Below are 25,423 nucleotides of genomic sequence, written 5' to 3'. Positions count from 1 at the left end.
TGCGGCCCTCGGCCGTTGTGCGGTGCCGCCTACTTGCGGATCAGGCTGCGCAGCACGTACTGCAGGATGCCGCCGTTGCGGTAGTAGTCCGCCTCACCGGGGGTGTCGATGCGGACGACCGCGTCGAACTCGACACCGGTGTCGGTGGTGACCTTCACCGTGCGCGGGGTGGTGCCGTCGTTCAGCTCGGTGACGCCGGAGACGGAGAAGGCCTCCTCGCCGGTCAGGCCGAGGGAGCCGGCCGTCTGGCCCTCCGGGAACTGGAGCGGCAGGACGCCCATGCCGATGAGGTTCGAGCGGTGGATGCGCTCGTAGGACTCGGCGATGACGGCCTTGACGCCGAGGAGCGCGGTGCCCTTGGCCGCCCAGTCACGGGACGAGCCGGAGCCGTACTCCTTGCCGGCCAGGACGACGAGCGGGATGCCCTGCTCGATGTAGTTGCGGGAGGCGTCGTAGATGAACGACACCGGACCGCCGTCCTGGGTGAAGTCGCGGGTGTAGCCGCCCTCGGTGCCCGGCGCGATCTGGTTGCGCAGGCGGATGTTGGCGAACGTACCGCGGATCATGATCTCGTGGTTGCCGCGGCGCGAGCCGTAGCTGTTGAAGTCCCGGCGCTCGACGCCGTGCTCCGTCAGGTACTTGCCGGCCGGGGTGTCGGCCTTGATCGCACCGGCCGGGGAGATGTGGTCGGTGGTGACCGAGTCGCCCAGCTTGGCCAGCACGCGGGCACCGGAGATGTCCTCGACCGGGGCCGGCTCCATGCCCATGCCCTCGAAGTACGGGGGCTTGCGCACGTAGGTGGACTCGGCGTCCCACTCGAACGTGTCGCCGGTCGGGATCGGCAGCGCCTGCCACTGGGCGTCGCCGGCGAAGACGTCGCTGTAGGACTTGGTGAACATGTCCTCGCCGATGGCGCTGGCGACGACCTCGTTGACCTCGGCCTCGGTGGGCCAGATGTCCTTGAGGTAGACCGGGTTGCCGTCCTGGTCGGCGCCCAGGGCGTCCTTGGTGATGTCCACCTTCATGGAGCCCGCGAGCGCGTAGGCGACCACCAGCGGGGGCGACGCCAGGTAGTTCATCTTGACGTCGGGGTTGATCCGGCCCTCGAAGTTCCGGTTGCCGGAGAGGACCGAGGTGACGGCGAGGTCGTGGTCGTTGACGGCCTTGGAGACCTCGTCCGGCAGCGGGCCGGAGTTGCCGATGCAGGTGGTGCAGCCGTAGCCGACGAGGTTGAAGCCGACCTTGTCGAGGTACGGGGTCAGGCCCGCCTTCTCGAAGTAGTCGGTGACGACTTTGGAGCCCGGGGCGAGGGTGGTCTTGACCCACGGCTTGCGGGTCAGGCCCTTCTCCACCGCCTTCTTGGCCACCAGGGCGGCGGCGACCATGACGTACGGGTTGGAGGTGTTGGTGCAGGAGGTGATGGCGGCGACCGTCACCGCACCGTGGTCCAGCTCGTAGGTCGTGCCGTCGGGGGCGGTGACCGGAACCGGGTTGGACGGGGCGCCGTTGGGGGCGACGGCCGGGGCGTCGGAGGCCGGGAAGGACTCCTGGCCCGCCTCGTCCACGCTGTCCACGTAGTTGCGGACGTCCTGCTTGAACTGCTCGGCGGCGTTCGCGAGGACGATGCGGTCCTGCGGGCGCTTCGGGCCGGCGATGGAGGGCACGACCGTGGAGAGGTCGAGCTCCAGCTTCTCGGAGAAGTCCGGCTCGGCCTTCGGGTCCAGCCAGAGGCCCTGCTGCTTGGCGTACGCCTCGACGAGCGCGACCTGCTGGTCGCTGCGGCCGGTCAGGCGCATGTAGTTCAGCGTCTCGTCGTCGATCGGGAAGATCGCGGCGGTGGAGCCGAACTCCGGCGACATGTTGCCGATGGTGGCGCGGTTGGCCAGCGACGTGGCGGCGACACCCTCGCCGTAGAACTCGACGAACTTGCCGACGACGCCGTGCTTGCGCAGCATCTCGGTGATCGTGAGGACCAGGTCGGTGGCGGTGGTGCCGGGCGTCAGCTCGCCGGTCAGCTTGAAGCCGACGACGCGCGGGATCAGCATGGAGACCGGCTGGCCGAGCATCGCGGCCTCGGCCTCGATGCCGCCGACGCCCCAGCCGAGGACGCCGAGGCCGTTGACCATGGTGGTGTGCGAGTCGGTGCCGACCAGGGTGTCGGGGTAGGCCTTGCCGTCACGGGTCATGACGACGCGGGCCAGGTGCTCGATGTTCACCTGGTGGACGATGCCGGTGCCCGGCGGGACGACCTTGAACTCGTCGAAGGCGGTCTGACCCCAGCGCAGGAACTGGTAGCGCTCCTTGTTGCGGCCGTACTCCAGGTCGACGTTCTGCTTGAAGGCGTCGTTGGTGCCGAACTTGTCGGCGATGACGGAGTGGTCGATGACCAGCTCGGCCGGGGCCAGCGGGTTGATCTTCGCCGCGTCACCGCCGAGTTCCTTGACGGCCTCGCGCATGGTGGCGAGGTCGACGACACAGGGCACGCCGGTGAAGTCCTGCATGATCACGCGGGCCGGCGTGAACTGGATCTCCTGCGACGGCTGGGCCTGCGAGTCCCAGCCGCCGAGGGCGCGGATGTGGTCGGCGGTGATGTTCGCGCCGTCCTCGGTGCGGAGGAGGTTCTCCAGCAGCACCTTCAGGCTGTAGGGAAGGCGCGCGGAGCCCTCGACCTTGTCCAGCCGGAAGATCTCGTAAGACTCGTCGCCCACCTGCAGTGTGCTGCGGGCGTCGAAGCTGTTCGCCGACACGACAGTCTCCTTCATTTATGTGCGCGTACCACCGCATCCTGCCGCCACGCCGCCCTGGCCGATCCGCTAAGGTAGGGCTAAGTTAGGTAACCCTTACTGCCAGACCCGATAGCGGCATGCGACTGCGGTGCGCCTCGGCAGATATCTCGATGTCGAGATAACTCTAGTACATGGGGGCGGACTGGTCATGCCCGGGCGCGGTGTGGCGTACGCCCCACCCGGCACCCGTCCCGGGTGACCCGCGCGGCCATCACTACGCAGAACGGGGGTATCCGACTTGCGCCGGGAACATCCCGGCGCGACTCGGAAGGAGGCGCGATGCCCCTCACGTTCCGCAAGAGCCTCCGGATCCTTCCCGGAGTACGACTGAACATCAACAAACGTTCCTGGTCCATCACGACCGGCGGCAGGAACGGCCCGCGCCACACCCGCAGCAGCACGGGACGTCGTACGACATCGATGGATTTGCCCGGACCTTTCGGATGGCGGCGCACCCGCTCGACCAGGCATCATTGAGGTGGCCTTGACGGCCCGTCACTCCGACGGACCCCCCGAGAGGTGCCATCTCATATCTGAGATAGCCTCAACCTCATGGCAGACGACTACCTCGTACGCATCGGCAAGCTCATCCGTGACGCCCGGCAGCACCGCGGCTGGACGCAGTCACAGCTTGCGGAGGCGCTCGGCACAAGTCAGAGCGCCGTCAACCGCATCGAGCGCGGCAACCAGAACATCAGCCTTGAGATGATCGCCCGCATCGGCGAAGCGCTGGACAGCGAAATCGTCTCTCTCGGCTACGCGGGTCCGATGCACCTGCGGGTGGTCGGCGGCCGGCACCTCTCCGGCGCCATCGACGTCAAGACCAGCAAGAACGCCTGCGTGGCCCTGCTGTGCGCCTCGCTGCTCAACAAGGGGCGCACGGTGCTGCGCCGGGTCGCCCGCATCGAGGAGGTCTACCGCCTCCTGGAGGTGCTGAACTCCATCGGCGTACGCACCCGCTGGATCAACGACGGCACCGACCTGGAGATCGTGCCGCCGGCCGAGCTGGACATGGAGGCCATCGACGCCGAGGCCGCCGTCCGCACCCGCTCGATCATCATGTTCCTCGGTCCGCTGCTGCACCGCATGGACCGCTTCCGGCTTCCCTACGCCGGTGGCTGCGACCTCGGCACCCGGACCATCGAGCCGCACATGATCGCGCTGCGCCGGTTCGGCCTGGACGTCGCCGCGACCGAGGGTCACTACCACGCGGTGGTCGACCGTCAGGTGCGCCCGGACCGCCCGATCGTGCTGACCGAGCGGGGCGACACGGTCACCGAGAACGCGCTCCTCGCGGCCGCCCGCCACGACGGCGTCACCGTCATCCGCAACGCCTCCTCCAACTACATGGTCCAGGACTTCTGCTTCTTCCTGGAGGCCCTCGGCGTCCGGGTCGAGGGCGTCGGCACCACCACCCTCACCGTGCACGGCATGCCGGTCATCGACGCCGACGTGGACTACTCCCCCTCCGAGGACCCGGTCGAGGCGATGAGCCTGCTCGCCGCCGCCGTGGTGACGGAGTCGGAGCTGACGGTCCGCCGCGTCCCCATCGAGTTCCTGGAGATCGAGCTGGCGGTCCTGGAGGAGATGGGCCTCGACCACGACCGCACGCCGGAGTACTTCGCCGACAACGGCCGTACGCGCCTGGTGGACCTCACCGTCCGCCCCTCCAAACTCGAAGCGCCGATCGACAAGATCCACCCGATGCCCTTCCCGGGCCTGAACATCGACAACGTCCCCTTCTTCGCGGCCATCGCCGCCTCCGCGCAGGGCCAGACCCTCATCCACGACTGGGTCTACGACAACCGCGCCATCTACCTGACCGACCTCAACCGCCTCGGCGGACGCCTCCAACTCCTGGACCCCCACCGCGTCCTGGTCGAGGGCCCCACCCGCTGGCGCGCCGCCGAGATGATGTGCCCGCCGGCCCTGCGCCCCGCCGTGGTGGTCCTGCTGGCGATGATGGCGGCCGAGGGCACGTCGGTACTGCGCAACGTGTACGTCATCAACCGCGGGTACGAGGACCTGGCCGAGCGGCTGAACTCGATCGGGGCGCAGATCGAGATCTTCCGGGACATCTGACATACGAATGCCGCCGCGCCTCGTCCGACCTGCGGTGAAGCGGGTCAGGGCGGGGCGCGGCGGCATCTCGGGGAATTCTCTGGGACTTCTCTGGGACTTTGGGCCCGCGGCGGACTGCGGGCCGCCCTCCAGGAAGTCGGCGGCAGCCTCGACGGTCCGTCAGTGCCCGCCGGTGAGCTGGCCGGCCAGGCGCTGGTGCATGTCGGCGCTGGGCTTGTTCAGCCCCACGATCGTGACCTTCTTGCCGCGCTGGGCGTACTTGGTCTCGATCGCGTCCAGGGCGGCGACCGACGAGGCGTCCCAGATGTGGGTGCCGGACAGGTCGATGACGACGTCGTCGGGGTCGTCCTTGTAGTCGAACTGGTAGACGAGGTCGTTGGACGAGGCGAAGAACAGCTCGCCGGTGACCGAGTAGACGACCTGCTCGCCGTCGGGGTCGACCACGCCTGAGACGTTGGCGAGGTGAGCGACCCGCTTGGCGAAGATGATCATCGCGGCGATGGTGCCGACGACCACACCGATGGCCAGGTTGTGGGTGGCGACCACACAGATGACGGTGACGGCCATGACGATCGTCTCGCCGACCGGCATCCGCTTGAGCGTCTTGGGCTGGATCGAGTGCCAGTCGAACGTACCCACCGACACCATGATCATGACGGCGACCAGGGCGGCCATGGGGATGTCGGAGACGATGGGGCCGAAGACGACGACCAGGATGATCAGGAAGGTACCGGCCAGGAAGGTGGACAGGCGGGTGCGGGCGCCCGAGACCTTTACGTTGATCATGGTCTGGCCGATCATGGCGCAGCCGCCCATGCCGCCGAAGAAGCCGGTGACGATATTGGCGATGCCCTGGCCGATGGACTCGCGGGTCTTGCCGGAGTGGGTGTCGGTGATGTCGTCGACCAGCTTGGCCGTCATCAGCGACTCCATCAGACCCACCAGCGCCATGGCGAGCGCGTAGGGCGCGATGGTGGTCAGCATGTCCAGAGTGAAGGGCACGTCGGGCAGCCCGGGTACCGGCAGGGAGGAGGGCAGTTCACCCTTGTCGCCGACGTTCGGGACGGCGATGCCCGCCGCGACGGTGATCACCGTCAGGACGACGATGGAGACCAGCGGCGCCGGGATCACCTTGGTGACCTTCGGGAAGAACACCATGAGCGCGAGGCCGGCGACGAGGAGCGGGTAGACGGCCCACGGCACGTCGTGCATCTCGGGCACCTGGGCCATGAAGATCAGGATGGCCAGGGCGTTGACGAAGCCCACCATGACGCTGCGCGGCACGAACCGCATCAGTTTGGCGACGCCGAGTGCACCGAGGATCACCTGGAAGACGCCGGCGAGAATGACGGCGGCGACCATGTAGCCGAGGCCGTACTCCTGGTTGAGCGGGGCGATGACCAGGGCGACGGCGCCGGTCGCGGCAGAGATCATCGCCTTGCGGCCACCGACGACGGAGATGACGACGGCCATCGTGAAGGAGGCGAACAGGCCGACCGCGGGGTCGACCCCGGCGATGATCGAGAACGAGATCGCCTCCGGGATGAGCGCCAGGGCGACGACCAGACCGGCCAGCACCTCGGTGCGCACGACCTTCGGAGACGCGAGCCAGTCCGGCTTGGACAGGCGCAGCTTGGGAGCTTGGGACAGCGGTGAGGACATGCAACCGTTTCTGTTCAGGCGCACGCATCCACTGCCGCTGGACACACGCGCTCGGCGTACGTGATCCCGATGAGGAATCGTCCGGCACCCCGGCCGCCTCGACGGGGGCCTTGCCGGACAGGGCGGCGACCCTTGGGTCACCGGTCGGGCATCATTGCCCGCGAGTCTTCAGTGCCGCCATGGACCGGATCAGGGCCGACGCCGCGGCTGGTCGTCGCCTCTACCGTGTACTGGAAGGCGAGTACGTCGAACAGTCTACCCTGACGTGAAGGCAGAGTGCGAGTTGCGGCTTGTGAAGCGCAGGTAAACAGCCCCGGATGCCTTGTGATTGTTCTCACGTACAGTAGTTCACTTAACCGTTTCGGCACCGGGCGAACAGAGGGAGATGGCAGGACGATGACGGGACAGCGGCAGATGCAGATCGGCGAGGTTGCCGAGCGGACCGGTTTGTCGCTGCGCACCATCCGTCACTACGAAGAGGTCGGCCTCGTTATTCCCTCCGCCCGCAGCAAGGGCGGCTTCCGGCTGTACACGGAGTCCGACGTGGAGCGCCTGATGGTGATCCGCCGCATGAAGCCGCTCGACTTCTCCCTCGAAGAGATGCGGGACCTGCTGGACATCACCGACCGGCTTGCCACGCCTGACGGGGCACCGACCGGCGAGGAGAGGGAGCGGTTGCGGGAGCGTCTGGACTCGTACCGGAAGGTGGCCGACGCGCGGTGCGAGACACTGCGCGCCCGCCTGGCGATGGCCGAGGACTTCGCCGCCACACTGCAGCAACGGCTTGAGTCCGAGTTCGACGGGGAGCCTCCGCGCCGATAGAGCGAGAAGGAGGGCCTCGCGCCCTCTCTCCCGGACGGGGCCCGTTTTCGCAGACGGGACCCGTTGTCGCACGCGCTGACGCGGTTGTCGCGCCCTGTCCGGGCCGGACGGACTGTCGCCCCGTCGTCGTCCGTCACGGCCGGCGCAGGCGGGCGGCGGGATCGGATGTGAGCCAGCCGCGGGCTCCCCAGAAGTCGACGGCCCTGCAGACTGTGCTCAGGGCGCGCCGGTCGCGGTCGCTCCCGCCGCTCCAGTGCCCCTGGCACCAGTCGGCCAGGCGGTCGGCGGCACCTTCCTGTTCCAGCACACCGAGCCGTTCATGAGAGCCGAGATGTGTGCCCAGCAGCAGCATCGCGGTGGCATCGGGCTGACCGGAGGCTTCGCCCATGAAGGCCGCGATCGCCTGCCGGACGGTGGGCACCGCCGACGGAGACGGTGCGGTCTTCGGCCGAGGGGCTCGCGGGCGCGGAGCAGCGCTCGGCCGGCCCGGCCCGCCCTGGGCCTCGACCGGCTTGGACTGCGGTGGCGGCACGGGCCGCTGGACAGGTGGCGAGGCGGGCGGCGCGGTCGCGGCATCCGGGCCTTCGACGGCGGCGGCCCCGAGGCAAGCCGCGACGTAGTCGCCGGGCACAGGGACGTTCTCGGAGATGGACGCCTCCAGTGCGTCGGCGTCGCACGTGCGGCACAGGGGGAGTTCGCGCCAGCCGATGATGGACAGTTGGGTTCCGCGCGAGTGCCGGGTCATGGCCTGTGGGCGGTGAACGATCTCCTGACCGCCACAGCTCACACATCGCAGACCGCCCCGCATCCACTGCTCGCCGCATCGCAGGCACGTGACCCGGATGTCGTCGCCCACAGGAGCCCCGCGCAGTTCTTCCGCCTCCCCGCAGGTGGGACAGGCTGTCACGCTCGCCATGCTCATCCACCTCCTCACCACCAGACGTCATAGTCTACTCTCACGTTAGGGTAGTCCTGAAGGTGCGATGGGGGCGTAAGTCGGTCGCCCCCGGCGTTCAGGAAACGAGACGGTGCGCCACCACCCCCACGCGCAGGACCTAGTCGTGCGCGGCGATGTGGTGGGCGAGACGGGCGTCGGGGAACTCGCGCTGGAAGGAGTTGGCCTGCCAGCGGTCGGGGAAGACGGCCAGCCGCGCCTTGTCGCGGACGTCGCGCTGCCTCACTGGCGGCCCACTCACCGCCCGGGCTCATCGTGCCGCCTCCCCGCCGGCCGCGTCGATGTCCATCAGGCGGGCCAGGTGACCATGCAGGGAGTGGGCGAAATCCTCGGCGGACGCCAGCCGGCGCCGGAGGTCCTCACGCCGCGCGTCGGCCTCCACCCAGTATGTACGTAGTCGTGCCACCAGTACCTCAGGTACTTGCTCGTCGGTCTCCGGCAACGGCTTGCCGTTGTCCGGAAGCTGTTCCAGTACGTCCAGCACGGCACGGACGCCTTCGAGGCAGAAGCCCAGCGGGCGCATGCGCCGAGCCAGCGCGAGGCGGCGCACCTCGGCCTCGGTGCAGAGGCGGAACCCGCCGGCACTTCGCTCGCTGGGCGCCACCACCCCGGCTTCCTCGTAGTGGCGGATGGTGCGCAGGGAGAGTCCCGTCCGCTCGGACACCTCGCCGATCTGCATCAGCCTTCCGCCCACGGCTCACCGCCTCGCTCGACGTGCCGGCACCATTGCCGCCGACAAAGTTACCCTCTCGTTAGGGTAAGTTCGCAAGGGGGGTGGAGCGAGGGCGGCCCCGGACAGGTCGCCCTCGTGAGGAGACAGCTCGTCGGCGATGCCGACACCGGACGTGTGCGATGCACAAACACCGCCCCGCCATGGCAGGCCGTGAATGACCTCGGCGGACCCTTCGGTAACGTCAGGGGATGAGTCATCCACACCCCGAACTGAAAGCCGCCCCGCCACTCCCCGAAGGTGGGCTGAGGATCACCGCTTTGGGCGGCCTGGGCGAAATCGGTCGCAACATGACCGTCTTCGAGCATGCCGGCAAGCTGCTGATCGTCGACTGCGGTGTGCTGTTTCCGGAAGAGAACCAGCCCGGCGTGGACGTGATCCTGCCCGACTTCACCTCGATCAGGGACCGGCTGGACGACGTCGTGGCCGTCGTCCTCACCCATGGGCACGAGGACCATATCGGTGGCGTGCCGTACCTCCTCCGGGAGCGGCGCGACATCCCGGTGGTCGGCTCGAAGCTGACGCTGGCGTTCCTGGAAGCCAAGCTCAAGGAGCACGGCATCCGGCCCCGTACCGTGCGGGTACGCGAGGGTGACCGGCGGGGTTTCGGCCCCTTCGAGTGCGAGTTCGTGGCGGTCAACCACTCCATCCCGGACGGGCTGGCCGTGGCGATCCGTACCGGAGCCGGGCTGGTGCTGCACACCGGGGACTTCAAGATGGACCAGTTCCCCCTGGACGAGCGCATCACCGACCTGCGCGCCTTCGCCCGCCTCGGCGAAGAAGGCGTCGATCTGTTCCTCACCGACTCCACCAACGCCGAAGTCCCCGGCTTCACCACTTCCGAACGCGAGCTGAACCCGGCGATCGAGCAGGTGATGCGTACCGCGCCCAAGCGGGTCATCGTCTCCAGCTTCGCCAGCCACGTGCACCGCATCCAGCAGGTCCTGGACGCCGCCCACCAGCACGGCCGCAAGGTCGCGTTCGTGGGCCGCTCCATGGTCCGCAACATGGGCATCGCACGCGAGCTGGGGTACCTCAAGGTCCCCTCCGGCCTGGTCGTCAGTACGAAGGAACTGGAGAAGCTCCCCGACCACCGGGTCACCCTCGTGTGCACCGGCTCGCAGGGCGAGCCGATGGCCGCCCTGTCGCGGATGGCCAACCGCGACCACATGATCCGCATCGGCCAGGGCGACACCGTCCTGCTCGCCAGCTCCCTGATCCCCGGCAATGAGAACGCCATCTATCGGGTGATCAACGGGCTGACCCGGTGGGGCGCCCACGTCGTCCACAAGGGCAACGCCAAGGTGCATGTCTCCGGCCACGCCAGCGCCGGCGAACTCGTCTACTGCTACAACATCGTCAAGCCCCGCAACGTGATGCCCGTCCACGGCGAATGGCGCCATCTGCGGGCCAACGCCGACCTCGCCATCCGCACCGGCGTCGACCCCGGCCGCGTCGTCATCGCCGAGGACGGCGTCGTCGTCGACCTCGTGGACGGCCGCGCCTCCATCACCGGCAAGGTGCCCGCGGGCAACGTCTATGTGGACGGCATGGAAGTCGGCGGCGCCACCGAGGCATCCCTCAAGGACCGCCTCACCCTCGCCGAGGAGGGCGTCGTCACCGTCGTGGCCCTCGTCGACGCCGACACCGGCGCGCTGACCGAGCCCCCCGACTTCCTCGCCCGCGGCTTCGTCCACGACGAAACCACTTTCGAGCCCGTCATCCCCGTCATCGAGAAGACCCTGGCCACCGCGGCGCAGGAAGGCGTCGGTGACGCGCACCAGCTCGAACAGCTCATCGCCCGTGCCGTGGCGAACTGGGCGTTCCGGACTCACCGCCGCAAGCCCCTGGTCATTCCCGTCATCGTCGACGCCTGACCGGGCCGCGTTCCACCCGCCCCCGGGCGACCGTGTCGAGCACCGCCCGGGCGGCATTCCCAGGGCGCCAGACGTCAGAAAGGTGAACGAATGAGCTCGCGTTTCGAGGATATCGACTGGCAGGAGACGCCAATCGGTGACATCAGTCTGCGCAGGCGCCGCCATCCGGCGACGGGAGAGGACGTCTTCGAGGTCAAACTCGGCGACGAGTTCTTGATGTCCAGCCTCTTCACCGCCGGCGAGATCGCGCTGGCCGAGCTGGGACTGGCAAAGCTGCCGGACACCCAGTTGGACGTGGCCGTCGGCGGTCTCGGACTGGGGTACACCGCCCAGGCGGTGTTGAACGATCCCCGAGTCCGCACACTCGCCGTGATCGACACGCTCACCGCGGTCATCGACTGGCACCAGCGCGGCCTCGTGCCCCTCGGCACCGCGCTGACCTCGGATGCGCGCTGCCGACTGGTGCACGGTGACTTCTTCGCGATGGCCGCCGCTGCCGACGGCCTGGACCCGCGGACGCCGGGCCGCCGTTTCCACGCCATCCTGCTGGACATCGACCACTCGCCGCGCCATGTGCTGAACCCCGGCCATGCCGCTTTCTACCAGCCTGCTGGGCTCCGCGCTCTGGCAGCGCATCTCCAACCCGACGGGGTGTTCGCCCTGTGGTCGAACGACCCACCGGATGAACAGTTCACCTCCACGCTTGGGGACGCCTTCGCCGCACCGGAGGCCCACGTCGTCACTTTTGACAACCCCCTCCAGGGCGGCACCGCAACCAACACCGTGTATGTGGCGCACATGAGGTAGCCGCGTGGGCCGGGGCGAGCAGGGCGGGGCTGCTGCCTCGGCCTCCGCATCCGCCCTCTGGTCGGGACTCGCCCCGTACACGCCGGACCGGCCCTCTAGGCCGGTTGCGTGGCAGCCTGCGCGAACTGGGCTGCGTACAGCCGTGCGTACGCGCCGTCGGCTGCCAGCAGTTCCTCGTGCGTGCCCTGCTCGACGATGCGGCCCTTCTCCATGACGAGGATGGTGTCGGCGTCGCGGATGGTGGACGGCCGGTGGGCGATGACGAAGCTGGTGCGGCCGGTGCGCAGGTCGGACATGGCGTGCTGGACGAGGACCTCGGTGCGGGTGTCGACCGAGGAGGTGGCCTCGTCGAGGACGAGGATGGACGGTCGGGTGAGGAAGGCGCGGGCGATGGTGAGCAACTGGCGTTCGCCTGCGCTGAGGCCCTCGCCGTTCTCGTCGAGGCGGGTGTCGTAGCCGTCGGGAAGCGTACGGATGAAGTGGTCGGCGCGGGCCGCCTTCGCCGCCGACACGATCTCGTCGGGCGCGGCGCCTTCCCGGCCGTAGGCGATGTTGGCGGCGATGGTGCCTTCGAAGAGCCAGGTGTCCTGCAGGACCATGCCGATGCGGGAGCGCAGTTCGGCGCGGGGCAGGGCGGCGATGTCGGTGCCGTCGAGGGTGATGCGGCCGGTGGTCGGTTCGTAGAAGCGCAGTAACAGGTTGACCAGGGTGGTCTTGCCGGCGCCCGTGGGGCCGACGATGGCGACGCGTCACCCGCACCCTCCCGGACACCCGCGACCCCGACCGCTGGGCCGGAACCATTCTGCTCATCGGTGCCGGAAAATCCGCCCAGACCGCCGCCCGCGACCTGGCCGCCCTGCCCGGCACCCGCGTCGAGTGGGCGGTGCGCAGCCCGGCACCCGACTGGGGCGCCGTACCGGACGACACACTGCCCGACCGCCGGCATCTGGTGGACACCTCCCGCGCCCTCGCCGACGGCGCCAATGACCGCGTCACCGTCCACACCGGCGCCCACGTCCAGGCCCTGCAAGGCGCCGGCGACCGGGTCCGCGTCGCTCTCGCCACCACCGGCGGCCCGCGCGACGTGGTCTTCGACCACATCGTGGCGCTGACCGGGTACACCGGCGACGCCTCGCTCTACCGGCAGTTGCAGGTCCACGAGTGCTACGCCACCGGCGCCCCCATGAACCTCTCCGCCGCCCTCCTCGGCTCCGCGGGCGGCGACTGCCTCGCCCAGCCGTCCGTCGGCATCGACGCCCTGCGCAATCCCGAACCGCACTTCTTCATCCTGGGCGCCAAGTCCTACGGCCGCCTCAACACCTTCCTGCTGCGCACCGGCTACGAGCAGATCGACCAGGTCGCCGCCGCGTACGCCGACGAATCGGAGCTTGTGGCTGCCGGGGCGTAAGCGCGGACAACGTGCGGGCGGAGAGGTCGCACGTCATGGCGGCCACCGTGCAGGTGTTCCCGAGAATCGCCGGGACCCGTATATCGTCATCCGATATCGGAGTCCGTGAAGTACGGGGCTCGGTCGCCGAGGAGTGTGCCCATGAGCAAGTCATCGTCCGCCACCGGTGTACCGGACGAGTTGCGGCGCAGGCTCGGTGTGCCCGACGCCGTGGTGATCGGCCTCGGATCGATGATCGGCGCGGGGATCTTCGCCGCGCTCGCCCCGGCGGCACAGGCGGCCGGCTCCGGTCTGCTGCTGGGCCTGGCCCTGGCTGCCGTGGTCGCGTACTGCAACGCGACCTCCTCCGCCCGTCTGGCCGCCCGCTACCCGGCCTCCGGAGGCACTTACGTCTACGGCCGTGAACGCCTGGGCGACTTCTGGGGCTACCTGGCCGGCTGGGGGTTCGTGGTCGGCAAGACCGCCTCCTGCGCGGCGATGGCACTCACGGTCGGCTCCTACGTGTGGCCCGGCCAGGCACACGCGGTCGCGGTCGCGGCGGTGGTGGCGCTGACGGCCGTGAACTACGCGGGAGTGCAGAAGTCCGCCCTCCTCACGCGCGCGATCGTCGCGGTCGTCCTCGCCGTGCTCGCCGCCGTGGTCGTCGCCGCCCTCACCTCGGGCGAGTCGGACGCCGGACGGTTGCACATCGGCTCGGACGCCTCCTTCGGCGGGGCGCTCCAGGCGGCGGGCCTGCTGTTCTTCGCCTTCGCCGGGTACGCGCGCATCGCCACGCTCGGGGAAGAGGTCCGCGACCCCGCCCGCACCATCCCCCGGGCGATCCCGCTCGCACTCGGCATCACCCTGATCGTCTACGCCGTCGTCGCCATGGCCGTTGTGACAGTGCTCGGCACCGAGGGACTGGCGGACGCCACGGCACCGCTGTCGGACGCGGCAGAGGCCGCGGGCGCCGGCTGGCTCGCGCCCGTCGTACGGGTCGGTGCCGCCGTCGCGGCGCTCGGTTCGCTGCTCGCGCTGGTCCTCGGCGTGTCCCGCACCACCCTGGCCATGGCCCGCGACCGGCACCTGCCGCACGCGCTCGCCGTGGTCCACCCGAGGTTCAAGGTGCCGCACCGGGCCGAGCTGGCAGTCGGCGCCGTGGTGGCCGTGGTCGCGGCGACGGTGGACGTGCGCGACGCGATCGGGTTCTCGTCCTTCGGCGTTCTGGCCTACTACGCCGTCGCCAACGCCTCCGCCTGGACCCTCGGCCCCGGCGAGGGACGCCCGCACCGCCTGGTCCCCGCTGTCGGTCTGACCGGCTGCCTGGTCCTGGCCTTCGCCCTGCCGTCGGCCTCGGTCGTCTCCGGGGCCGCGGTGCTGGCGGTCGGTGGCGCCGCCTACTGGGTACGCCGGTCGATCGCCGCCCGCAGGCCGTAGGCGGGGCTCCCACCCCCAGAAGGGCGCGGCCGAGACCGCGCGCTGTCGGCTGTCGGCTGTCGGCTGTCGGCTGTCGGCTGTCGGCTGTCGGCTGGGCTCCTACGGCATCTCCGCGCCGAGGACTTCCCGGGCCAGCTCCGCCAGGGCCTTGCGGTCCTCGGCGAGGGCCCGCTTCCCGGCCTCCGTGGCGCGGTAGACCCGTCTGGCCCGCCCGTCGACGACGCGTTGCTCGGAGACCAGAAGCCCGTCGGCCTCCAGCCGGTGCAGTGTCGGATACAGCGTGCCGGGGCTGATCCGGTAGCCATGACGGGCCAGTTCCTCGGTCATCCACGCGCCGTGGATCTCCTCCTCGGACGCGTGGTGAAGCATGTGCAGCCGCACCGCGCCCCGCTGGAACTCCCGCACTCTGGCCAACCTCCGGCAGTGACGAATCCGATATCGGGGCCCGATTCTACGCCCGGCGCCGTCTGGGACACGGCCGTCGTGGGCGACATCGGTGGCGACCGCGACCCTCACGCGGCATTTCCCGCTTTTCGTACAGCGCTACATTCCACCCGGTGTGAATTCGAGATTGGGTAAGTATCGCAGAAACCGTTCACTCGACTGCCGCGCATCCGACGGAGTAGGCAGACGTTACTTCGGATATGACAGAGGAATACGGGGAATTGGTGACGCTTGGCCCATACATCTACAGGCCCGGCAGAAACCACTGTCCGTCACCGAGCGACGGAACTCTGACCAGAGGCGGGCTCCCCGTCCCGCTCCGCGTGACCGAGCCCGTACTGCAACGGTTCCTGGATGTCATGACCGAACTGGAGACCAGCCTCGCCGAGCGGTGGAGGCGGTCCCAGGCGTCCCTGACCTGCACCCGGGCGGAGTGACCCGGGCGTCGTGCACGAGGAACAGACCCACCACCACATGCCCTACGGCGACGGCTCGTTCGGGTCCGCGGGCGGCCCCGGCCGGCACCGGGCGCCCGAGGACGCGTTCCAGGAGACCCTGGTCCCCCCGGAACCCGGCTGGGACCCGGCCGAAGAGCTCGCGTTCCTGCTCCAGGACGCGATGGAACAGCAGACCACCATTGTTCACGGGACGACGGACACGTCGGCGATCGCCCCCGTGCCGGGCACGCCGCTGAGTAATCTGCAGGAAATCACGGCGGAACTTCCACCGTTGCGAGAATCCCCCGCGAGCCACCGCAGAGTCCGCAGGACGAAGGTGAGCCGGCTGCGCGCCGCGAGCCTTTTCGTCGCGGCGCTCGCCGCGGTCATCGCTGCCTCCGTGAGCCTGTTCGGCGGCATGGTGGCCTACGAACCGCTGCGCCTGGCAGCCGTGACCCGCACGCGCGGCAGCGCCGTGTCCTGGTGGCCGCTGCTGGTGTACGGGCCCTGGCTGGTGGCGTCGCTGGCCGTCCTGCGGTCCGCGTTGCACCAACGCCGCGCTGTCCACTCGTGGGCCGTGGTCCTGCTGTTCTCCGCCATCGCGATGATGCTGTGCATCGTCCAGGCGCCCAGAACACTCAGCGACGGTGCGGCCGCGGCGCTGCCGGGGCTGGCGTCGCTGGTCTGCTTCCAGCAGATCGTCCGCCAGATCACGCTCACCCGTCCGCCCCGGCGAGCGGTGCCGCGCCACCGCCAGCGCCCCCCGTCCGCACCGGAACCGGGCGACGACGCGGGGAACGCCGCGGCCCCGGAGGCGGTGCCCCTGCCCCACCAGCGGCGGCACCCCCCGCACTCGCCGCGGTCCGACACCGGGGCCCCGAAGCGGCCCTGAGTACACGGGTGGGTCCCGCTCCGACGGTCGGTCGGTGCGGGACCCGGGGCACATCGGCTTCGGCCGGTCAGCCCTCGGTCAGGGTCACGTCCTGGCCGTGCCGTGCGTGGAAGCTCGGGAGCGGCAGACCGCCCATGGGCCGCAGTTCCATCAGGGTGGCCTCCACGTGGGCCGCGCCGGGCTTCAGGGCGTTCGCGGAGGGCGTGCCCGTGTTGACCCAGCGGTGCTCCAGGCCGTCGCAGACCGCGCGGGTACCGCCGATGCCGTGCCGGACGGACGGGTCGCTCTGGCTCACGGTGGAGCTGACGAAGACGGGGCCGGTGCCGGCGGTGCACCGGTAGGTGCCGGAGAGGGTGACGGTGCCGTCCGCGGCGAGACGTCCGGTCGGGTCGACCGTCACCGACTCCGTGACAAGACGGGCGTCGTGGGGGGCCGCGGTCGCGGCGGGGGCGGCCAGCAGAAGCAGGGCGGCGCCGGCGGCCGTGGCGAGGGCCGCGGATCGTACGGGCATGGGGAACCTCCCGGTCGGTCGGAATGGGGGGTTCCACTGGTACCGGGCGGACGGGCCGACGGCGGTGACCATCACCCCTTCGGTGGCGAGTCCGCGTCGGCCGTCGTGGAACCGTCGCCGGGTTGTCCGGGTGTTGTCACGCTTGCCGCCCGGCCCTTGGCGATGACTTCCCGCCGGGCGCACGGTCTGTACATGCGACGGTCCCGAGGACGGGACGGTCTCCCGACGTGGAGGTGCGCCATGTGTACCCACCGGCCTTCCTGCCCCGCAGCCGGCTCCCCCGCCGCGCGGAGCGTGACCGTACACGTCGTCGCCGCCCACCCCGAGCAGGGGTGGAACCTGCTGTGCGACGGCACGATCGTCTTCGACGACACCGGCGAGCTGCGGCCCGACGGCCGGGTCGTCGCGCCGCACCGGGTGTCCGCGGGGCGCCTGGCGATGGCGGCCTGAGCGCCCCTGGGGCGGCGCTCAGGCCTTCCCGGCGACGAACTCCCGCAGCAGGGTGGCGAGCAGCTCCGGCTGGTCCTCGGCGATCAGCGTCCGGGCGTCCTCGACCTCCACCAGCCGGCCCTGCGGGAGGAGTTCGGCCAGGCGCCGGCCGTGGGCGGCTTCCAGCAGTTCATCGCGGCGGACGTGCGTGCCGTAGTACCGGAAGTCGCGCCGGATCGCCGGGTCGGTGCGCAGCGGCCGCCGCCGGCCGTCGACGACCGCGTCCGGCACCGGCCGCTTGGTGAGCGCGCCGATGCCGACGGGCAGGCGGCGCAGCGGTTCAGGCCCAGGGCGCGTACCAGTAGGGGTACTCCGCCGGGTACCCGGCAGGCGAGACCGATCATCTTCCCGGGCAGTCCCGGCGGGTAGTTGTCCAACGCCTCGCACGCGACGAGCGCCAGCCGCGCGAGGCGTTCGGGATGCCGGGCCGTCGCCGCCGGTGTCGTCGTACTCGATGGTTCCCGCGGCCAGTTGGATGCCGGCAGGCGGAACTCCAGGGGGAGCACGGGGCTTACGGCAGTACGGCTACGGCAGGACGGCGAATCCGTCGAGTTCCACCAGCGCCCGTTCGTCCCACAGGCGTACGACCTCCACGACCGCCATCGCCGGGTAGTCGCGGCCCGCCAGCTCGCGCCAGGTGCGGCCGAGGTCGGCGGCGTGGGTGCGGTAGGCGGCGACGTCCGTGGCGTAGACGGTGACGCGGGCGAGGTCGGCGGGGGTGCCGCCGGCGGCGCGCAGGGCGGTCAGGAGGTTGGTGAGGGCCAGCTCGAACTGGGCGTGGAGGGTGTCTCCCGTGACCTTGCCGTGGGTGTCGAGGGCGGTCTGGCCGGCCAGGAACACGACGCGGGTGCCGGTGGCGACGACGGCGTGGGAGAAGCCGGTGGGCGGGGAGAGTTCGGGCGGGTTCACCCGTTCGGCGGTCATGTCCCGGCCTCCTGCGTCGTCGCGTCCAGTGTTCGGTACAGCTCCTTGGCGATGATGCCGCGTTGCACCTCGCTCGCGCCCTCGTAGACGCGGGGGGCGCGCACCTCGCGGTAGAGGTGTTCGAGGAGGTGGCCTCGGCGCAGGGCGCGGGCGCCGTGCAGTTGGACGGCCTTGTCGACGACGTACTGGGCGGTCTCGGTGGCGAGGAGCTTCGCCATCGCGGCGCGCCGCGGGACGTCCGGTGCGCCCTCGTCGTACGCCGTCGCCGCCGCGTACACCATCAGGCGGGCCGCCTCGGTGCGCAGGGCCATCTCGGCGACCTGGTGGGAGACGGTCTGGAGGTCGCGCAGCTTGCCGCCGAAGGCGTCGCGGGCGGTGGTGTGCGCGAGGGTGGCGTCCAGGGCGGCCTGTGCCATGCCGACGGCGAAGGCGCCGACGCTGGGGCGGAACAGGTTGAGGGTGTCCATGGCGACCCGGAAGCCGCGGTCGGGCTCGCCGAGCACGTCGTCCGCGGTGACGGGCACGGCGTCGAAGTCGAGGGCGCCGATGGGGTGCGGGGAGAGCATGTCGAGGGGGGTGCCGGTGAGGCCGGGGCGGTCGGCGGGCACGAGGAAGGCGGTGACGCCGCGGGCGCCGGCGCCCGGGGTGGTGCGGGCGAAGACGGTGTAGAAGTCGGCCTCGGGGGCGTTGGAGATCCAGCACTTCTCACCGGTGAGCCGCCAGCCGGAGCCGCCGTCGGCACGGCTGTCGGGGCGGGCGGCCAGTGTCAGCGCCGCCGCGTCCGAACCGGCGTCGGGCTCGCTGAGGGCGAATGCGGCCACCGCGCTGCCGTCGCTCACCCGGGGCAGCCAGCGGGCGCGCTGGGCCTCGGTGCCGTGGGCGTGCACCGGGTGGGCGCCGAGGCCCTGGAGGGCGAGGGCGGTCTCGGCCTCGGTGCAGGCGTGGGCGAGGGACTCACGCATCAGGCACAGGTCGAGCGCGCCCGAGGTGAACAGGCGGGGCAGCAGGCCGAGCACGCCGAGTTCGGCGAGGAGGGCGCGGTCGACGCGGCCCGGTTCGCCCTTCTCGGCCAACGGGCGCAGCCGTTCGGCGGCCAGGGCGCGCAGCTCGGCGCACCAGGTGAGTTGTGCCGGTTCGAGCGAGAATGCGGTCATCGCCGATCCCTTCCCCTGCTCCCCTGCCCAGCTCCGCTGCCCTGCGCCTCTGCCGCCGGGCCACACCCGAGGCTATCGCGCCCCGTTGACTGTCGTCACCAACACGATACGCTCGTTGCGCGAGCCCACCACGACAAAGGGGGCGAACCGCCATGGCAGATCCGCGCCGCGCGGAGCCGCACCGTTCCGCCCACGTCGACACCTTCACGCGCGAGCACCTCCCTCCCCCGGACCAGTGGCCAAAGCTCCGCTTCGACCTGCCGGAACTGCGCTACCCCGCCCGGCTGAACTGCGCCGCCGAGCTGCTCACCGGCCCGCCCGACGACCGCCCGGTCTTCCGCACCGCGTCCGGCGACGACTGGACCTACGGCCGGCTGCGGGCCCGCGTCGACCGGCTCGCCCATCTCCTCACCGGCGACCTCGGTGTCGTCCCGGGCAACCGGGTGCTGCTGCGCGGGCCCACCACCCCGTGGCTGGCCGCCTGCTGGCTGGCGGTGCTGAAGGCGGGCGCGGTGGCGGTCACCGTGCTGGCCCAGCAGCGCCCGCACGAGCTGCGCGCCATCTGCGAGATCGCCCGGGTGCGCCATGCCCTGTGCGACGTCCGGGCCGTCGACGATCTCGCCAAGGCGGAGATTCCGGGGCTGCGGATCACGACGTACGGCGGGGACGCGCCCGACGACCTGCTGACGCGTACGCAGGCCGGCACGGTGCCCGGCGCGCCGTACCCGGCCGTGGACACCGCGGCCGACGACGTGGCGCTGATCGCCTTCACCTCGGGCACCACCGGGCGCCCCAAGGGCTGCATGCACTTCCATCGCGACGTGCTGGCGATCGCCGACACCTTCTCCAAGCACGTGCTGAAGCCGCACCCCGACGACCTCTTCGCGGGCAGCCCGCCGCTCGGCTTCACCTTCGGGCTCGGCGGGCTGGTGGTCTTCCCGATGCGGGCCGGGGCGAGCGCGCTGCTCCTCGAACAGGCGGGCCCCCGGCAGCTGTTGCCCGCCGTCGCCGAGCACCGGGTGTCGGTGCTGTTCACCGCGCCGACGGCGTACCGCGCGATGCTCGACGAACTGGACGCGTACGACGTGACATGCCTGCGCCGCTGCGTCTCGGCGGGCGAGAACCTGCCCGCGGCCACCTGGCGGGCCTGGCACGAGCGCACCGGCCTGTCCATCATCAACGGCATCGGCGCCACCGAGTTGCTGCACATCTTCGTCTCCGCGGCCGACGGGGACATCAGGCCCGGCACGACGGGTGTTCCGGTGCCGGGCTGGCACGCGCGCGTGCAGGACGAGAACGGCGTGCCGGTGGCCGACGGGGAACCCGGGCTGCTGGCGGTGCGCGGGCCGGTGGGCTGCCGGTATCTCGCCGATCCGCGGCAGCGGGAGTACGTGCGCGGCGGCTGGAACATCACCGGCGACACCTACGTCCGCGAGCCCGACGGGTACTTCCGGTACGTGGCGCGCGCCGACGACATGATCATCTCCGCCGGGTACAACATCGCCGGACCGGAGGTGGAGGACGCGCTGCTGCGGCATCCGGACGTGGTGGAAGCGGCCGTGGTGGGCCGGCCCGACGCGAACCGCGGACAGGTCGTGGTGGCCCACGCCGTACTGAAGGAGGGCGCCGAGCGGGACGCCGACGCGCTGCGCGCGTTCCTCCGCTCCGAACTGGCGCCGTACAAGTGCCCGCGCGAGATCGTCTTCCTGGAGGCGCTGCCGCGCACGGCGACGGGAAAGCTCCAGCGTTACCGGCTCCTGGCCCCTCCCGATCATCCCGGGAGTGACCAGGCGTAATACCGAGGACATAAGATGATCAACGTGTCCGACCAGCACGCGCAGCACGCCCCGAGATCCCTGATCGTCACGCTCTACGGCGCGTACGGCCGTTTCGCGCCGGGCCCGGTGCCCGTCGCCGAGCTGATCCGGCTGCTGGCCGCGGTCGGGGTGGACGCCCCCTCCGTGCGCTCGTCGGTGTCCCGGCTGAAGCGGCGCGGGCTGCTCCTGCCCGCTCGTACGGCCGAGGGCGCGGCCGGTTACGAGATCTCCACCGAGGCACGGCAGTTGCTGGAGGACGGCGACCGGCGCATCTACGCCACGGCACCCTACGAGGACGAGGGCTGGGTGCTCGCCGTCTTCTCCGTGCCCGAGTCGGAGCGGCAGAAGCGGCACGTGCTGCGCTCCCGTCTGGCCGGCCTCGGTTTCGGCACCGCGGCCCCCGGCGTGTGGATCGCCCCGGCCCGTCTGTACGAGGAGACCCGGCACGCGCTGGGCCGCCTGGGCCTGGACTCCTACGTGGACTTCTTCCGGGGTGAGCACCTGGGCTTCACGCCGACCGCCGAGGCGGCGGCACGCTGGTGGGACCTGGCCGCGATCGCCAAGGAGCACGAGGCGTTCCTCGACCGTCACGCGCGCGTGCTGCACGACTGGGAGCGCCGGGCCGACACTCCGCCCGAGGCGGCCTACCGCGACTACCTCCTCGCCCTGGACTCCTGGCGCCACCTGCCCTACGCCGACCCGGGGCTGCCCGACCGGCTGCTGCCCGAGGACTGGCCGGGCAGGCGCTCGGCGGCCGTCTTCCGGGCCCTGCACGAGCGGCTGCGCGACGCGGGCGCGGTCTACGCGGCGCCCAGGGCGCCCATGAACCCTGGCGAGTGACTCGCGTCACACTTCTCCGCGATCAGGGAACCCTCAGCCTTCTCAGACCCTCTTCTCAGATTTCTCACCTACCGTGCGGACGCATGAGTCTCGCGCGCAACTTGAACCGGGCCCTCACCGCCACCACCGGCCTCCAGGTGCGGAGAGCCCCCCGGACGGCGAAGGGGAAGAAGTCCGCCCCGCCGGCCCCCGCGAAGCGGCCGGCGGCCACGTACCGGTGTCCGTCGGCCGAGGAACTGGCGACCGACCGGCTGCTGCGGCGGCCCGTCTTCATCATCTCGTCCATCCGCTCCGGCTCCACCCTGCTGCGCATGATGCTGGGCGCCCACCCGCGGCTGCACGCCCCGCACGAGCTGCACATCGGCCGGCTGGAGGTCACCTGCACCAACTGGTTCTCCGAGCGCGCGACGGGCGCCCTCGGTCTGGAGCGCGGTGACCTGGAGCACCTGCTGTGGGACCGCCTCATGCACCGAGAACTGGTCAAGGCGGGCAAGGACTTCATCGTGGAGAAGACCCCGGCCAACGCGTACATGTACCAGCGCCTCAAGGACTGCTGGCCCGACGCGCGCTTCGTCTTCCTGCTGCGCCACCCCGAGTCGATCGCCCGTTCCTGGCACGAGACCGACCCCGTCAAGCGGCCGCTCGACACCGCCGTCACCGACGTGCTGCGCTACATGACGGCCGTCGAGGAGGCCCGCGCGGCGGACGCCGACGGCTTCACCGTGCGCTACGAGGACATCACCGACGACCCCGAGCGCGAGATGCGCCGCCTGTGCGAGTTCCTCGGCGTGGACTACACGCCGGCGATGCTGGACTACGGCAAGAGGACCGGCCGCGAGCTGGTCCGCGGACTCGGCGACTGGCGCGACAACATCCGCACCGGCACCGCGCAGCCGGGGCGCGCGCTGCCGAACGAGGACGAGGTCCCCGAGCGGTTGCGCGCGATGTGCGCGGCCTGGGGCTACACGTCCTGACGCGGGCCGTGCAGCGTGAGCCTGGGCTTGGGGACGTCGGTGCGTCCGGTCACCGGACGGCGGCTGCCCGCCCGGTACGGGGCCGGCCACGCGACGCCCGGCCCCTCGTAGCCCTGCTCGGCCGCCGCGTGCAGGGTCCAGTGCGGATCGTAGAGGTGGGGGCGGGCGAGGGCGCACAGGTCGGTGCGGCCGGCCAGAATCAGCGAGTTGACGTCGTCCCAGGACGAGATCGCGCCGACCGCGATCACCGGGACGCCCGCCTCGTGCCGGATGCGGTCCGCGTACGGCGTCTGGTACGACCGCCCGAACTCCGGCCGCTCCTCGGCCACCACCTGTCCCGTGGACACGTCGACGGCGTCGGCGCCGTGCGCCGCGAAGGCGCGGGCGATCGCCACGGCCTCCTCGGCGCTGGTGCCGCCCTCGGCCCAGTCGGTGGCGGAGACACGGACCGTCATCGGCCGCTCCTGCGGCCAGACCCCGCGTACGGCGTCGAAGACCTCCAGCGGGAAGCGGAGCCGCTTCTCCGGTGAGCCGCCGTAGGCGTCGGTGCGGTGGTTGGTGAGCGGGGAGAGGAAGCCGGAGAGCAGATAGCCGTGGGCGCAGTGCAGTTCGAGCAGGTCGAAACCGGCCCGGGCGGCCCGCGTCGCGGCGGCCGTGAACTGCTCCCGGATGTCCGTCAGCTGCGCCCGGGACAGCTCGCGCGGGATCTGGCCGCCGGGCTTGTACGGCAGCGGGGAGGCGGCGACCAGGGGCCAGTTGCCGTCGGGGAGCGGTTCGTCCATGCCCTCCCACATCAGCCGGGTCGAACCCTTGCGTCCGCTGTGCCCGAGCTGCACGCCGATCGCGGTGCCGGGCGCCTGCGCGTGCACGAAGTCCGTGATCCGTCGCCACGCCTCGGCCTGCCGACCGGTGTACAGGCCCGCACAGCCGGGGGTGATCCGGCCCTCCTCGCTGACGCACACCATCTCGGTCATGACCAGCCCGGCGCCCCCGAGGGCCCTGGCCCCCAGGTGGACCAGGTGGAAGTCGCCGGGCACGCCGTCGGTGGCCGAGTACATGTCCATCGGGGAGACGACGACGCGGTTGCGCAGGGTCAGGCCGCGCAGCCGGAACGGGGTGAACATCGGGGGTGTGCCGGGCGGGCAGCCGAACTCGCGCTCGACGGAGCCGGTGAAGCGTGCGTCGCGCAGCCGCAGGTTCTCGTGGGTGACGCGGCGGCTCCGGGTGAGCAGGTTGAAGGCGAACTGGCGGGGCGGCTGGCCGAGGTACCGGGACAGGTCCTCGAACCACTCCAGGCTGGCCCGGGCCGCCCGCTGCGTGGAGGCGACGACGGGGCGCCGCTCCGCCTCGTAGGCGGCGAGTGCCGCGGGCAGCGACGGCTGTTCCTCCAGGCAGGCGGCGAGCGCGAGGGCGTCCTCCACGGCGAGCTTGGTGCCGGAGCCGATGGAGAAGTGGGCGGTGTGGGCGGCGTCGCCGACCAGGACGGTGTTGCCGTGCGACCAGCGTTCGTTGACCACCGTGCGGAAGGTGGTCCAGGCCGACTTGTTGGACCTCAGCGGCCGGCCGCCGAGGGCGTCGGCGAAGATCTTGGCGCAGCGGGCGGTGGACTCGGTTTCGTCCAGTTCGTCGAATCCGGCCGCCCGCCAGACCTCCTCGCGCATCTCCACGATGACGGTCGACGCGTCGGCCGCGTACGGGTAGCCGTGCAGCTGCATCACGCCGTGCTCGGTCTCGGCGATCTCGAAGCGGAAGGCGTCGAAGGCGAAGTCGGCGGCCAGCCAGATGTAGCGGCAGCGGTGGCCGGTGAGGGTGGGCCGGAACACCTCGCGATGGGCCTCGCGGGTGGTGCTGTGCACCCCGTCGGCCGCGACGACGAGGTCGTACGCCTCCGCGAGCCGGGCCGGGTCCGGGGCCTCGGTGCCGAAGCGCAGCTCGACGCCGAGGGCGTGGCAGCGCTCGTGCAGGATCTCCAGGAGGCGACGGCGGCCGAGGGCGGCGAAGCCGTGTCCTCCGGAGGTGTGGCGGGTGCCTCGGTGGACGATGTGGATGTCGTCCCAGCGGACGAAGTCGGCCCGCAGGGCCGCGTAGACCGCCGGGTCGGCGTGTTCGATGCCGCCCAGGGTCTCGTCGGAGAGGACTACGCCGAAGCCGAAGGTGTCGTCGGTGGCGTTGCGTTCCCAGACGGTGACCTGGCGGTCGGGGTCGAGGCGTTTGAGGAGGGCGGCGGTGTAGAGGCCGCCGGGGCCGCCGCCGACGATCGCGGCGCGTAGGGGGTGGCTTGTCGTCGCGGGCGGGTGCGGCGTCGTTGTGGTTGCTCGCGCCCCGCGGCGGAGCCGCATATCGACGCTGCCCCGCGCCCCTGGAGTTGGCATGCTCCCCTGAGTCGAAGACATGCC

22 protein-coding genes and 2 pseudogenes are annotated in these 25,423 nt (G+C 71.0%); 12 read left to right on the top strand and 12 right to left on the bottom strand.

What is annotated here, in order from left to right:
• Nucleotides 1-29 precede the first annotated feature (29 nt).
• Entirely contained in the window at nt 30-2,747 is a 2,718-nt protein-coding gene (acnA, locus tag ACFW48_RS22415; RefSeq protein ID WP_386317175.1) for an aconitate hydratase AcnA, read from the bottom strand.
• 318 nt (nt 2,748-3,065) lie between these two features.
• Between acnA and ACFW48_RS22410 the strand changes: the two genes are divergently transcribed.
• Nucleotides 3,066-3,263: a DUF4236 domain-containing protein gene (locus tag ACFW48_RS22410; protein ID WP_386317173.1), complete on the top strand. Its 198-nt coding sequence runs from the start codon at nt 3,066-3,068 to the stop codon at nt 3,261-3,263.
• Between the two features lie 75 nt (nt 3,264-3,338).
• The gene (locus ACFW48_RS22405) at nt 3,339-4,868 is read left to right on the top strand and encodes a helix-turn-helix domain-containing protein (protein ID WP_386317172.1); all 1,530 of its coding nucleotides are present in this window, start codon (nt 3,339-3,341) and stop codon (nt 4,866-4,868) included.
• A 159-nt stretch (nt 4,869-5,027) separates the two neighbouring features.
• Here ACFW48_RS22405 and ACFW48_RS22400 read toward each other — a convergent pair whose 3' ends face one another.
• A complete protein-coding gene (locus ACFW48_RS22400; RefSeq protein ID WP_386317169.1) occupies nt 5,028-6,530 on the bottom strand; it encodes a SulP family inorganic anion transporter in 1,503 nt (500 codons plus the stop codon).
• Between the two features lie 396 nt (nt 6,531-6,926).
• On the opposite strand from ACFW48_RS22400, the gene ACFW48_RS22395 reads away from it, so the two are divergent.
• Nucleotides 6,927-7,352: a MerR family transcriptional regulator gene (locus ACFW48_RS22395; RefSeq protein ID WP_386317166.1), complete on the top strand. Its 426-nt coding sequence runs from the start codon at nt 6,927-6,929 to the stop codon at nt 7,350-7,352.
• Nucleotides 7,353-7,485: 133 nt separating this feature from the next.
• On the opposite strand, the gene ACFW48_RS22390 is transcribed toward ACFW48_RS22395, so the two are convergent.
• From ACFW48_RS22390 to ACFW48_RS22380, 3 genes are all read right to left on the bottom strand, one after another.
• Nucleotides 7,486-8,268, bottom strand: a complete 783-nt coding sequence (locus ACFW48_RS22390; RefSeq protein ID WP_386317164.1) for a hypothetical protein — start codon at nt 8,266-8,268, stop codon at nt 7,486-7,488.
• Nucleotides 8,269-8,407: 139 nt separating this feature from the next.
• Nucleotides 8,408-8,548, bottom strand: a complete 141-nt coding sequence (locus ACFW48_RS22385; protein ID WP_386317162.1) for a hypothetical protein — start codon at nt 8,546-8,548, stop codon at nt 8,408-8,410.
• A gap of 9 nt (nt 8,549-8,557) precedes the next feature.
• Entirely contained in the window at nt 8,558-9,001 is a 444-nt protein-coding gene (locus tag ACFW48_RS22380; RefSeq protein WP_386317160.1) for a MerR family transcriptional regulator, read from the bottom strand.
• 227 nt (nt 9,002-9,228) lie between these two features.
• Between ACFW48_RS22380 and ACFW48_RS22375 the strand changes: the two genes are divergently transcribed.
• Both ACFW48_RS22375 and ACFW48_RS22370 read left to right on the top strand, forming a co-directional pair.
• Nucleotides 9,229-10,914, top strand: coding sequence for a ribonuclease J (locus ACFW48_RS22375; RefSeq protein WP_386317158.1), 1,686 nt, complete (start codon nt 9,229-9,231; stop codon nt 10,912-10,914).
• A gap of 90 nt (nt 10,915-11,004) precedes the next feature.
• A complete protein-coding gene (locus ACFW48_RS22370; RefSeq protein WP_386317156.1) occupies nt 11,005-11,721 on the top strand; it encodes a spermidine synthase in 717 nt (238 codons plus the stop codon).
• A 95-nt stretch (nt 11,722-11,816) separates the two neighbouring features.
• Here the strand turns inward: ACFW48_RS22370 and ACFW48_RS22365 are convergent.
• Nucleotides 11,817-12,467 (bottom strand): annotated as a pseudogene (locus ACFW48_RS22365) (ABC transporter ATP-binding protein); the annotation flags it as partial.
• Nucleotides 12,468-12,604: 137 nt separating this feature from the next.
• On the opposite strand from ACFW48_RS22365, the gene ACFW48_RS22360 reads away from it, so the two are divergent.
• Both ACFW48_RS22360 and ACFW48_RS22355 read left to right on the top strand, forming a co-directional pair.
• Entirely contained in the window at nt 12,605-13,129 is a 525-nt protein-coding gene (locus ACFW48_RS22360) for a hypothetical protein (protein WP_386317155.1), read from the top strand.
• A gap of 141 nt (nt 13,130-13,270) precedes the next feature.
• The gene (locus tag ACFW48_RS22355; protein ID WP_386317153.1) at nt 13,271-14,545 is read left to right on the top strand and encodes an APC family permease; all 1,275 of its coding nucleotides are present in this window, start codon (nt 13,271-13,273) and stop codon (nt 14,543-14,545) included.
• A gap of 99 nt (nt 14,546-14,644) precedes the next feature.
• Here ACFW48_RS22355 and ACFW48_RS22350 read toward each other — a convergent pair whose 3' ends face one another.
• Nucleotides 14,645-14,950 (bottom strand): PadR family transcriptional regulator, encoded by a 306-nt coding sequence (locus ACFW48_RS22350; protein WP_386317150.1) that lies wholly within the window; start codon nt 14,948-14,950, stop codon nt 14,645-14,647.
• A gap of 513 nt (nt 14,951-15,463) precedes the next feature.
• Here ACFW48_RS22350 and ACFW48_RS22345 point away from each other — a divergent pair.
• Complete coding sequence (locus ACFW48_RS22345) at nt 15,464-16,318, top strand: hypothetical protein (protein ID WP_386317352.1); 855 nt, start codon at nt 15,464-15,466, stop codon at nt 16,316-16,318.
• Between the two features lie 67 nt (nt 16,319-16,385).
• On the opposite strand, the gene ACFW48_RS22340 is transcribed toward ACFW48_RS22345, so the two are convergent.
• Complete coding sequence (locus tag ACFW48_RS22340) at nt 16,386-16,829, bottom strand: DUF6299 family protein (protein ID WP_386317148.1); 444 nt, start codon at nt 16,827-16,829, stop codon at nt 16,386-16,388.
• Nucleotides 16,830-17,069: 240 nt separating this feature from the next.
• Between ACFW48_RS22340 and ACFW48_RS22335 the strand changes: the two genes are divergently transcribed.
• Nucleotides 17,070-17,279: a DUF5999 family protein gene (locus tag ACFW48_RS22335; protein ID WP_386317145.1), complete on the top strand. Its 210-nt coding sequence runs from the start codon at nt 17,070-17,072 to the stop codon at nt 17,277-17,279.
• Between the two features lie 18 nt (nt 17,280-17,297).
• Here the strand turns inward: ACFW48_RS22335 and ACFW48_RS22330 are convergent.
• The 3 genes and pseudogenes from ACFW48_RS22330 to ACFW48_RS22320 form a co-directional block, all read right to left on the bottom strand.
• Nucleotides 17,298-17,746 (bottom strand): annotated as a pseudogene (locus ACFW48_RS22330) (alpha/beta fold hydrolase); the annotation flags it as partial.
• A 97-nt stretch (nt 17,747-17,843) separates the two neighbouring features.
• On the bottom strand, nt 17,844-18,242 hold the full coding sequence (locus tag ACFW48_RS22325) for a RidA family protein (RefSeq protein ID WP_386317143.1): 399 nt from the start codon (nt 18,240-18,242) through the stop codon (nt 17,844-17,846).
• Nucleotides 18,239-19,396 carry an acyl-CoA dehydrogenase family protein gene (locus ACFW48_RS22320; protein ID WP_386317140.1) on the bottom strand — a complete coding sequence of 386 codons (1,158 nt, stop codon included), beginning with the start codon at nt 19,394-19,396 and terminating at the stop codon, nt 18,239-18,241. The genes ACFW48_RS22325 and ACFW48_RS22320 overlap by 4 nt, the downstream gene beginning before the upstream one ends.
• Before the next feature lie 89 nt (nt 19,397-19,485).
• Here ACFW48_RS22320 and ACFW48_RS22315 point away from each other — a divergent pair, with 89 nt between their 5' ends.
• From ACFW48_RS22315 to ACFW48_RS22305, 3 genes are all read left to right on the top strand, one after another.
• Nucleotides 19,486-21,192 carry an AMP-binding protein gene (locus ACFW48_RS22315; protein WP_386317350.1) on the top strand — a complete coding sequence of 569 codons (1,707 nt, stop codon included), beginning with the start codon at nt 19,486-19,488 and terminating at the stop codon, nt 21,190-21,192.
• A 15-nt stretch (nt 21,193-21,207) separates the two neighbouring features.
• Nucleotides 21,208-22,053: a PaaX family transcriptional regulator C-terminal domain-containing protein gene (locus tag ACFW48_RS22310; protein ID WP_386317137.1), complete on the top strand. Its 846-nt coding sequence runs from the start codon at nt 21,208-21,210 to the stop codon at nt 22,051-22,053.
• Between the two features lie 83 nt (nt 22,054-22,136).
• On the top strand, nt 22,137-23,027 hold the full coding sequence (locus ACFW48_RS22305) for a sulfotransferase family protein (RefSeq protein WP_386317134.1): 891 nt from the start codon (nt 22,137-22,139) through the stop codon (nt 23,025-23,027).
• Here the strand turns inward: ACFW48_RS22305 and ACFW48_RS22300 are convergent.
• Nucleotides 23,015-25,420, bottom strand: a complete 2,406-nt coding sequence (locus ACFW48_RS22300) for a bifunctional salicylyl-CoA 5-hydroxylase/oxidoreductase (protein ID WP_386317131.1) — start codon at nt 25,418-25,420, stop codon at nt 23,015-23,017. The genes ACFW48_RS22305 and ACFW48_RS22300 overlap by 13 nt on opposite strands.
• Between the last annotated feature and the right edge of the window lie 3 nt (nt 25,421-25,423).

It is taken from the genome of Streptomyces sp. NPDC058812 (assembly GCF_042744565.1).
GTDB classification, from domain to species: Bacteria; Actinomycetota; Actinomycetes; order Streptomycetales; family Streptomycetaceae; genus Streptomyces; species Streptomyces thinghirensis.
The sequence above is the reverse complement of the archived record's forward strand: the minus strand, read 5'-3'. Positions and strand labels throughout refer to the sequence as shown.